Origin of the sequence: Actinomadura rubrisoli (genome assembly GCF_004349215.1) — a bacterium.
In the GTDB taxonomy this organism is placed as follows: domain Bacteria; phylum Actinomycetota; class Actinomycetes; order Streptosporangiales; family Streptosporangiaceae; genus Spirillospora; species Spirillospora rubrisoli.
The window spans coordinates 1-9,191 of the sequence record NZ_SMKU01000367.1 but is presented as its reverse complement, the minus strand read 5'-3'; the positions used below and the strand labels follow the sequence as shown (position 1 = coordinate 9,191).

Annotated in this window: 8 protein-coding genes and 1 pseudogene; 5 read left to right on the top strand and 4 right to left on the bottom strand. The window is 74.5% G+C overall.

All coding sequences use genetic code 11. The features are described from left to right. Nucleotides 1-634: pseudogene (locus E1298_RS48795) on the top strand (hypothetical protein); the annotation flags it as partial. Between the two features lie 112 nt (nt 635-746). Here the strand turns inward: E1298_RS48795 and E1298_RS39695 are convergent. Further along, entirely contained in the window at nt 747-1,268 is a 522-nt protein-coding gene (locus E1298_RS39695) for an SRPBCC family protein (RefSeq protein ID WP_131902542.1), read from the bottom strand. 135 nt (nt 1,269-1,403) lie between these two features. Further along, nucleotides 1,404-2,498 carry a 3-oxoacyl-ACP synthase III family protein gene (locus tag E1298_RS39690; protein WP_131902541.1) on the bottom strand — a complete coding sequence of 365 codons (1,095 nt, stop codon included), beginning with the start codon at nt 2,496-2,498 and terminating at the stop codon, nt 1,404-1,406. Between the two features lie 264 nt (nt 2,499-2,762). On the opposite strand from E1298_RS39690, the gene E1298_RS39685 reads away from it, so the two are divergent. From E1298_RS39685 to E1298_RS39675, 3 genes are all read left to right on the top strand, one after another. After that, nucleotides 2,763-3,971 (top strand): ACP S-malonyltransferase, encoded by a 1,209-nt coding sequence (locus tag E1298_RS39685; RefSeq protein WP_243726103.1) that lies wholly within the window; start codon nt 2,763-2,765, stop codon nt 3,969-3,971. Nucleotides 3,972-3,985: 14 nt separating this feature from the next. Next, the gene (locus E1298_RS39680) at nt 3,986-5,878 is read left to right on the top strand and encodes an acyl-CoA dehydrogenase family protein (protein WP_131902540.1); all 1,893 of its coding nucleotides are present in this window, start codon (nt 3,986-3,988) and stop codon (nt 5,876-5,878) included. Between the two features lie 95 nt (nt 5,879-5,973). Then, the gene (locus E1298_RS39675; protein WP_131902539.1) at nt 5,974-6,549 is read left to right on the top strand and encodes a TerD family protein; all 576 of its coding nucleotides are present in this window, start codon (nt 5,974-5,976) and stop codon (nt 6,547-6,549) included. Nucleotides 6,550-6,620: 71 nt separating this feature from the next. Here the strand turns inward: E1298_RS39675 and E1298_RS39670 are convergent, their stop codons facing one another. After that, on the bottom strand, nt 6,621-7,055 hold the full coding sequence (locus E1298_RS39670; protein ID WP_243726102.1) for a RidA family protein: 435 nt from the start codon (nt 7,053-7,055) through the stop codon (nt 6,621-6,623). A gap of 83 nt (nt 7,056-7,138) precedes the next feature. On the opposite strand from E1298_RS39670, the gene E1298_RS39665 reads away from it, so the two are divergent. Further along, nucleotides 7,139-7,924 (top strand): HAD-IIA family hydrolase, encoded by a 786-nt coding sequence (locus E1298_RS39665; RefSeq protein ID WP_131902538.1) that lies wholly within the window; start codon nt 7,139-7,141, stop codon nt 7,922-7,924. A gap of 86 nt (nt 7,925-8,010) precedes the next feature. Here E1298_RS39665 and E1298_RS39660 read toward each other — a convergent pair whose 3' ends face one another. Continuing rightward, nucleotides 8,011-8,910: an IS982 family transposase gene (locus tag E1298_RS39660; protein ID WP_131902537.1), complete on the bottom strand. Its 900-nt coding sequence runs from the start codon at nt 8,908-8,910 to the stop codon at nt 8,011-8,013. Between the last annotated feature and the right edge of the window lie 281 nt (nt 8,911-9,191).

Below are 9,191 nucleotides of genomic sequence, written 5' to 3'. Positions count from 1 at the left end.
GTGGCCGGTGTGGCCGGCGGCGGCCGGGGGCGGGCTGCTGCTGGGCTGCCTGCCCTACCTCAGCTACGGGCTGCTGCCGCTGTTCGCGGTGCCCGCGGCGGTGCTGCTGGGCCGCCCGCGCCTGGGCGTGCTGGCGGCGGCGGGGGCGGGGCTGGCGGTCGTGCCCGCCGCGTTCACGCTGGCGGGCTTCTGGTGGCCGGACGGGGTGCGCGCCACGCTCGACACGTATCTGATCAGCCGGGGGTCGGCGCAGCGGTCCTACCCCTACTTCCTGTTCGCGGACCTGGCGGTGCTGGGGCTGCTCGCCGGTCCCGCGGTCGCGCACGCGCTGCCCGGGACGCTGGCGGCGTTGGGACGGTCGGCGCGGGCGCTGCGGGGCCGCCGCGGGGGCGGCGGCGCGGGCCCGGCGGGCCCGGCGGTCGCGGTGGCGCTGCTCGCGGGCGCGGCGCTGCTGGGGATGCTCGCGCTGGACGTGTCGGGCGTGACCAAGGGCGAGGTGGAGCGGATCTGGGTGCCGTTCGCGGCCTGGCTCGTGGTCGCGGCGTCCGCGCACCGCCCCCCGGCGCGGGGCTGGCTGGCGGCGCAGGCGCTCACGGCGCTGGCCGTCCAGGCCCTGGTGCTGTCGGAGTGGTGACCGCGGCCGCCCGTAGCGGACGGCCCGAGGCCACAGGGGTCCCGGGTCGTCCGCTGTTGTGGGGCCGGAGCCGGCGCGCGGGCCCGGCCCGTGTGGTGGAGGAGGGTGCCGGTCAGGCGTCGGGCGCCGCCTGGCCGAGCCGTTCGGCGTAGCGGTCGTGGTGGACCTGCCAGCCCTCGGTGGTCCAGCGGGCCCAGTCGACCCGGCGGCCCTCCAGCGCGTCGGCCAGGTAGTCCAGGTGGACGTGCCAGCCGGCGAGGGTCCGCGCGAGGTACTCCGGCGGCATCCGGTTGTCGCTGGTGAACACCAGCAGCGTCCCTTCGGGGGTGGGGGTCAGCTCCCAGCGCAGCCGGCCGTGGATGTCGGAGTCCAGCTCCAGCAGGCGCGGCGGGTCGAACGCGCTGACGGTGCCGCGCGCGACGGCCCGCTCGCCGTCGTCGCCGGCGTTCAGCCAGCGCAGCTCGAACTTGCCTCCGGCGCGGGGTTCCAGGTCGGCGTCGGCGAGCCATGCCGAGAGCTCGGCGGGGTCGGTGAGGGCGCGCCAGACCCGCTCGGCGGGGTGGCGCAGGCGGCGTTCGAAGCGCATCAGCGCCCGCCCGTCCCGGTAGGTGGCCGTTCCGTCGTCGGTGCTCATGGGTATCGCCCTGCCTCTCCTTGCCTGGGTGTCCTGCCCGGGTGCGCGGCCGGCACGCCGTGCCGGGCACCCGGGCCGTCCACACCGAATATAACTCCCTTCGCATATAACCGGCAACGTATGGAAGGGGCGGGGTCAGGCGGGCGGCCAGGTGATGAGGGTGTGCCCCCAGGTCAGGCCCGCGCCGAACCCGGCGAGCAGCACCAGCTCGCCGGCCTGGACGCCGCGGGTGCGCAGGGCGGCGTCCAGGGCGTAGGGCAGGCTGGCGGCGCCGATGTTGCCCACGTCCTGCCCGGCGATGGCCAGTTGCCCCGGCTCCAGCCCGGCCTCGCCGGCGAGCGAGGCGACCAGGCGCGGGTTGGGCTGGTGCGGGACGACCAGCGCGAGGTCGGCGGGCTTGATGCCGGCGGCCGCGGACGCCTCGGCCACCAGCCGGGGCAGGATCCCGGTGATGAAGTCGCGGGCGGCGCGGGCGTCCATGTGGATGGTGTGACCCAGCCCCGCCAGCGTGTCGAGGCTGGCGGGCGCGCGGCTCCCGCCCGCGGGGATGAGGACGTCCCCGGCGCGCGTGCCGTCCGAGCCGAGGGTGACCGGGCCGATCCCGTACGGCCGGGGGGCGGGCCCGATCACCGCGGCGGCGGCGCCGTCGCCGAACAGCGCGGCGGTGGCGCGGTCGCCGGAGTTGAGGAACCTGGAGTACACCTCGACGCCGATGACCAGCGCGTACGGGGAGGATCCGCGCTGGGTGCACAGCCAGCCGACGGCGGCCTGGAGCCCGTAGACGAAGCCGGTGCAGGCGGCGGCGACGTCGAACGCGGCGGCGTGGCGGGCCTCCAGCAGCGCCTGCACGCGGCAGGCGGTGGAGGGGCCGAGCTCGTCGGGGGTGGAGGTGCCCAGCACGATCAGGCCGAGATCGCCGGGGTCCAGCCCGGCGTCGTCGAGGGCGCGGCGCGCGGCGGCCGCGGCCAGGTCGGAGGCGGCCTGGCCGTCGCCGGCGACGTGCCGGTGACGGATCCCGGTGCGCCCCTCGATCCAGGACGGGTCCAGCCCCAGCGAGCGGGACAGCTCGTCGCTGGCGACGGGCCGGCCGGGCAGGTAGGAGCCGGTGCCCGCGATCGCCCACCCCGGTGGTGGCGCGTGTTCGCCCCCGGATCGGTCGCGTTCGGTTCGGTGCCGTTCGGTTCGGTGCCGTTCGGTCGGCGGCCGGCGCTTTTGCGGCTGCACGGTCATGGGTCGCTCCCTCCACCGGCGTCGCGCCGGCGGTCGTGGTCCTAGGCCGGCCCGGCATCGGGCGCCGGCGCCCCGGCCGCCGCGATCAGCGAGCCGACGGACGCATGCCCCTGTCGGGGTGGCAACGGCGTGCTGTCACCACTGACGGTTGCCAAGCCGATTCCATGAGTGAATAATCCCATTTCAGAGGCTTCGTTCCAGAGCCACAAGCCGCGCTTAGCCGAAGAGAAAAGACTGCCTTCCGTTACGGTAAGGAGCCCTCTCGTGTGCTCGTCTCTGCGTCCGGCCGAGGAACTCAAGCCCGGCGACGTCTGCGCCTTCCTGTTCGCCGGCACCGGCTCGGCGGCGGTCCCCGACCTCGCGCGGCTGGCCCGCCGCGGCCCCGCCGCCGCGCGCGCCGTCACCGATGTCCTGGACACCGTCCAGGAGGGGCTGCCGCGCTCGGGATGGCCGGTGCTGCGCTCGATCCTGCTGGAGGATCCCGGCGCGTACCGGGCGGCGGCGCGCGTTCCCGGGGTCGCCCAGCTGTCGGGGTACGCCGCGTCCGTCGCGGTCGACCGGGTGCTGCGGACGTCCGGCGTCCGGCCCGGGCACGCCGTCGGGCAGAGCTTCGGGGAGATCGCCGCGCTGGTGTGCGCGGGGGCGTTCGGCATCGCCGACGGCGCCCGGATGGCCGTCGCGCTGGTGGGGGTGCTGGCGCGGTGGGGCGGTGGCGGCGGGATGGGGATGCTGGAGGCCGGCGAGGACGCCACCCGCGCGTGCATCGCGGCGGCCGGCGCGCCGCAGGTCGTGGTGGCGTGCCTGAACGCGCCGTCGGTCACGGTGGTCAGCGGCCCGGTCGGGCCGCTGGAGGCGGTGCTGGCGGCGGGCGAGCGCGCGGGGATCCGGGCGGTGCGGCTCGCGGTGCCCTACCTGTCGCACCATCCGGCGATGGCGGGCGCCGACGAGGAGTGGTACGAGGCGATCCGCGCGTTCCCCCAGCGCGCCCTGCGGGTGCCGGTGCACTCCCCGGTGCGCGGGCGCGCCTACCGCGACGACGACGACCTGCACCGGGCGCTGGCCGACTGCATCGTCAAGCCGGTGCGGCTGCCGGAGACCCTGCGGGCGGTGCACACCGCGGGCGCGACGGTGTTCACCGAGGCCGGCGCCGGGAGCGCGCTGTGCCAGTGCGCACGGCTGTCGGTGCCGGGCGCGCGGACGCTGGCGCCCCTGCGCGACCGTCCGCCGCACGATCGTCCGCACCGCGACCGTCCGCACCGCACCGTGCCGTCCGACCCGGACGGTTCCGCGCGGCGCGTCGCGGCCGGGTCCCGCGGCGGCGGGCGGGGGCAGAGCGCGCCCGCCGCCGCGCCCGCCGCAACGTCAGCCGTGACGTCCGGTGCGGTGTCCGGTGCGGTGTCCGGTGGGGCGCGTGACGGGGGCCCGCAGGTCGGCAGGTCCGCACCCGGCATCGTCCCCGATCCCCGAACGTGAACAGGAGCGTCGCGATGGCCACCGGCACCAGCGGGGACACCGGCACGGGCGGGGACGGTCTGGCCGCCTTCGTGCGCGGGACGTCCCTGGACGACAAGGCCCGCGCGTGGGTGGCGGAGGCCGTCCCGGAGGAGTTCTTCGGCTATCCCGACGGGCTCACCGCGCGCGGGCATCAGGCCCTCACCTACGCGCGGCTGCGGCACGCGGGGCTGACCGCGCCGCCGGCCGCCGGGCTGCTGGACGATCCGCCCGCGCTGTGCGCGCTGCTGGAGCGGGCGGCGATGGCCGATCCGGCGCTGTTCCACGTGATGCTGCTGCACTACACGCTGGCGCTCGGCCCGATCCTGCGGTTCGGCGCGGGCCAGGAGGGGCCGCGGCGGGAGCGCGCGGCGCTGGAGTCGATGGAGGCGTTCGGGGCGCTGCTGATGACCGAGGTGGGGCGCAGCAACAGCCATCTGGCGCCGCGCACCGTCGCCCGCCGCGACCCCGCGACCGGCGGGTTCGTGCTGAGCACGCCGGACGCCGCGGCCGCCAAGTTCCCCACCAACACCGCCCACCCGGAGGTGGCCAAGGTCGCCGCCGTCTACGCCACGCTCGTCCACGGCGGCCGCGAGCGCGGGGTGTTCGTGTTCGCGGTGCCGCTGCGGGGCCCGGACGGGCGCGTCCCGGCCGGGGTCGACGTCGTCGCGGCGCCGGAGACCACCGGCCTGCCGGTGGACTACGCGGCGGTGCGGCTGGAGGGGCTGCGGGTGCCCTACGAGGCGTGGCTGCGCGACGGGGCCGGGTTCGGCGCCGACGGCTCCTTCCACGACCCGGCGGGCTCCCCGGCGGCGCGGCTGACCCGCTCGATGGGCATCGGCCCGGCGGTGTGGCGGGCGGTGATCTCCGCGTCCGCCGCGATCACCCGCGCGTCCGCCGGGATGCTGCTGGCGCACTCGGCGGGCCGCACCACGCTGGGACGGCTGGCGCCGCGGCGTCCGCTGACCGACTACCGCAACCAGCAGGAGGCGGTGCTGGGCGCCCTGGCGTCGGCGTACGCGCTGACGGCCGTGGCGGGGCACGTCCAGGAGCGGCCCGCGGCGGCCCCGGCGGAGGGCGGCCCGCGGACGGCGTGGGCGCCCTGGTCGGCGGTGGACCGGGACCTGGCGCTGCTGAAGGCCGCCGCGACCGTCCAGGCGGAGGAGACGGTGTCGGCGTGCCGGGCGCACAGCGGCGCGCCCGGGTTCGCGGCGGTGGAGCGCCTCAACGCCTACCGGGGGCTCTGCCACGCCTACCTGAACGCCGGCGGCGACAACGAGCTGATCCTCTACGACACCGCCCGCGCCATGGCCGACCTGGACCGCTACACCCCGCCGGAGGAGGCGGCGGGGCCGCCCGACGAGGGGGACCTACTGTCCCCGCGGGTGTGGCTGTTCCTGGCGCGGGGCGCCGAGCGGCGGATGCGCGACCGGCTCGCCGCGCGGGTGGGCGCGGCGCTGCGCGCCGGGCTGGACCCGTTCGCGGCCTGGAACGACAACCTCGTCCTGGCGGCGCGGACGGCCCGCGCCTGCGCCGACCGCACGGTGCTGGAGATCCTCGGCGGCGCGCTGGAGGCGGGGCCGGACGCGCTGCGCCCGGTGCTGGGGCTGCACGCCCTGAACTGGATCGACCGCCGCGCCGGGGACCTGCTGAACGAGGGGGTGGTCCCGCCGGGGGCGCTGGAGGAGGTGTGGGCGCTGCGGCGCCGGGTCTGCGACGAGTTGGCGCCGCGCGCCGCGGATCTGGCGGCGGCGTTGGAGTTGCCCGCCCCGATCACCGCGCCCGGCGCGTTCGCCGGCGCGTTCGCCGGCGGGGCCCGAGGGCCGTCCGATCGGGGTCCGGCGCCCGATTTCCTGGGAAAACGCCACGCCACGGCCCCGACTTCGTGAAGGACCTGGGGGAACCAGTGCAGGATGGCTACCGTTCTCGTTACAGACCGCGCGGGTGACAGGCACCCGCGCCGGCCGATACGGAGGTAGACACAGTGGGAGTCAGTCTGAGCAAGGGCGGCAACGTCTCGTTGACGAAGGAGGCTCCCGGACTGACCGCGGTCGTGGTGGGTCTGGGCTGGGACGTGCGGACCACCACCGGGAACGACTTCGACCTCGACGCCAGCGCCCTGCTGTGCTCGGCGGAGAACAAGGTGCTGTCGGACCAGCACTTCGTGTTCTTCAACAACCTCAAGAGCCCCGACGGCTCGGTCGAGCACACCGGCGACAACCTCACCGGTGAGGGCGAGGGCGACGACGAGCAGATCAAGGTCGGCCTGTCCACGGTCCCGGCCGAGATCTCCAAGATCGTGTTTCCGGTCTCCATCTACGACGCCGACGGCCGCCAGCAGAGCTTCGGGCAGGTCCGCAACGCGTTCATCCGCGTGGTGAACCAGGCCGACGGCAACGAGATCGCGCGGTACGACCTGTCGGAGGACGCCTCGACCGAGACCGCGATGGTGTTCGGCGAGCTGTACCGCAGCGGCGCCGAGTGGAAGTTCCGCGCGGTGGGCCAGGGGTACGCCTCGGGCCTGTCCGGCATCGCCTCGGACTTCGGCGTCAACGTCTGAGCAGGGGCGGCGTGAGGTGAGGGGCGTCCCGGCCGCGGCCGGGACGCCCCTCGCGTCATCGCGTCACGGCGTCATCGGTCGAGGGGGACCACGGCCAGGGCCTCGACCTCCAGGAGCAGGTCGTCGCGGATGAGCCCGGACACCTCGATCAGGGACGCGGCGGGGGAGACGCCCTCGGGCAGGATCTCCTTGCGCGCGGCCCGCATGACCTCGACCTGGCCGGCGTCGCGCATGAAGTAGCCGAGCCTGACGACGTGCTCCCAGCGGGCCCCGGCGGCGGTGAGCGCGGCCTCCAGGTTGGTGAACACCTGCCGGGTCTGGGCCCGCAGGTCCCCGGCGCCGACCAGGTTGCCGCCCGCGTCCAGGGCGATCTGGCCGCTGATCACCACGAGCCGTCCCGGGACGTCGACGGAGATCACATGGCTGTAGCCGGTGCCCGGCACGATGTCGGGGCTGTTGGTCTCGCTGATGCCGGTTCCGGCGCGCGGTGTGCTGTGTTGGGTCACGGGGCCCACGCTACCGGCGGGGGACGGCCGCGGGCGGGCGAGCGGCGGTACCGGGGGTGATCACCACCTGCGACAATGGGGACATGACCGAGCGCAAGCCGATCGAGTACTGGCTGTCGGACATGGACGGGGTGCTGGTGCACGAGGGCCGGCCCGTGCCGGGGGCCGACGAGTTCGTCCGCAGGCTGGCCAGATCCGGCAGGCCCTTCCTGGTGCTGACCAACAACTCGATCTACACGCGGCGCGACCTGTCGGCGCGGCTGGCGGCGCTCGGGCTCACGGTCCCGGCGGAGTCGATCTGGACCTCGGCGCTGGCGACCGCGCGGTTCCTGGCCGACCAGCGTCCCGAGGGGTCGGCGTATGTGATCGGCGAGGCGGGGCTGACGACCGCGCTGCACGAGGCCGACTTCGTGCTGACCGACATCGACCCCGACTACGTGGTGCTGGGCGAGACCCGCACCTACTCCTTCTCGCAGATCACGCGGGCGATCCGGCTGATCGAGGGCGGCGCGCGGTTCGTGGCGACCAATCCCGACCCGGTGGGCCCGTCCCCGGAGGGCTCGCTGCCGGCGTGCGGCGCGGTCGCCGCGATGATCACGCGGGCGACGGGGGTGGAGCCCTACTTCGTCGGCAAGCCGAACCCGCTGATGATGCGGACGGCGCTGAACGTGGTGGGCGGGCACAGCGAGTGCACGGCGATGGTCGGGGACCGCATGGACACCGACATCGTCGCGGGCGTGGAGGCCGGGCTGGAGACGATCCTGGTGCTGACGGGGGTGACCCGCAAGGAGGAGATCGAGCGGTTCCCGTTCCGCCCGTCGCGGGTGGTGCCCTCGATCGCCGACCTGATCGACCTGATCGACGCCTGAGCCCGGTCCCGCCGCGGTGCGATCCCGTCCCGTCCTGGGTCGCGGGCGTCCCCTAGACGAGTGATTCCTAATGGTGGTGGTTACGGTCAGTGGTCGTAGGCGGTGAGTGATCGGCTGACGGGCTGCCCGGTCTGGAAGTTGTGCCAGATCGCGGCGGCCAGGGCCAGCACGCGCTGGGCGACGCGGACGGCGATGCCATCGGTGGTGCGTCCACCGTGTTGTTCCAGGTCGAGTTGCCCTTTGAGGGTGTCGTTGATCGACTCGATGAGCTGGCGGACCTTCTTGAGCATCGGCTCGCCCGCCCGCTGGATCTCCTTCTTGCGGGACGGGCGCAGCAGCGTGACGCCGTGTTCGGACCGTAGCCGCTCCTCGAACTTCTCGCCCGCGAAGCCTTTGTCGGTGATCAGCAGCAGACCGTCCCGCGCCGCGACGAGGTCGGCGTCGACCTCGAGCATCGCCTCCAGCACCTCGCGTTCCCCGATCTTGGGGTTGGCCAGTGCCCACAGGATCGGCATCCCGGCCGGGGTGCACACCAGATACAGCCGCAGTCCCCAGTAGAACCGCGAATGCGAGGCGCAGTAGCCATAGCCCGCCCAGCCGGCGACCTGGCTGCGCAACGCGGTGGGACGCGACTTCCCGCACGCAACCGGGGTCGAGTCGGTCAGCCACACGCCGTCGTCGAAGAAGTCGGTGTTGGTGGCCAGCACCCGGATCACCCGTTTGATCTGCGGCAACGCCGCCCGCAGCCGCTTGTTGTAGCCGGACTGGCCCGGCATGGAGGGGAACAGGTGGCGCAGGTGCCGGTCAACGTGGCGCAGCCAGCGGGCCTCGCTGTGGTAGCCGAGCATCGCTTGCATCACCGCCAGACACAGCAACTCCGAGTGGCTCAGCTTCGGCGGGCGTCCCGGCAGACGGGGCGTTCCCGCCGCATCGTCGTCGATCTTTACGTAGAGTGCGATCACGAGGGTGTCCAGGTTTGTTTCCACAAAACGATCATGGACACCCTCTCCCCATGCCTGCGAGTAGTCAGCCAGACCGTGATCAATTAGGACTCACTCGTCTAGAGCCCTTCGGGTGTTTCCGAGCGACCGTTGAGCGTTGCCGAGTGCGCCTCGGGCGTTTCCGAGTGCCCTTCGGGCGTTTGCGCACGTCGCAGGGGTCCCCGAGCGCGCCTCGATGATCGGCTCTCGATACGATCTTGCTGAGATCATCGAATCGCACCGGCGGCGCATCGGGGGCCGGCGGTCGCGGCGGGGGCGGCGGCACG

Coding starts and splice junctions, on each gene's coding strand:
- E1298_RS39680 (WP_131902540.1), top strand. CDS start 3,986: ATGGCCACCGGCACCAGCGGGGACACCGGCACGGGCGGGGACGGTCTG.
- E1298_RS39690 (WP_131902541.1), bottom strand. CDS start 2,498: ATGACCGTGCAGCCGCAAAAGCGCCGGCCGCCGACCGAACGGCACCGA.
- E1298_RS39665 (WP_131902538.1), top strand. CDS start 7,139: ATGACCGAGCGCAAGCCGATCGAGTACTGGCTGTCGGACATGGACGGG.
- E1298_RS39695 (WP_131902542.1), bottom strand. CDS start 1,268: ATGAGCACCGACGACGGAACGGCCACCTACCGGGACGGGCGGGCGCTG.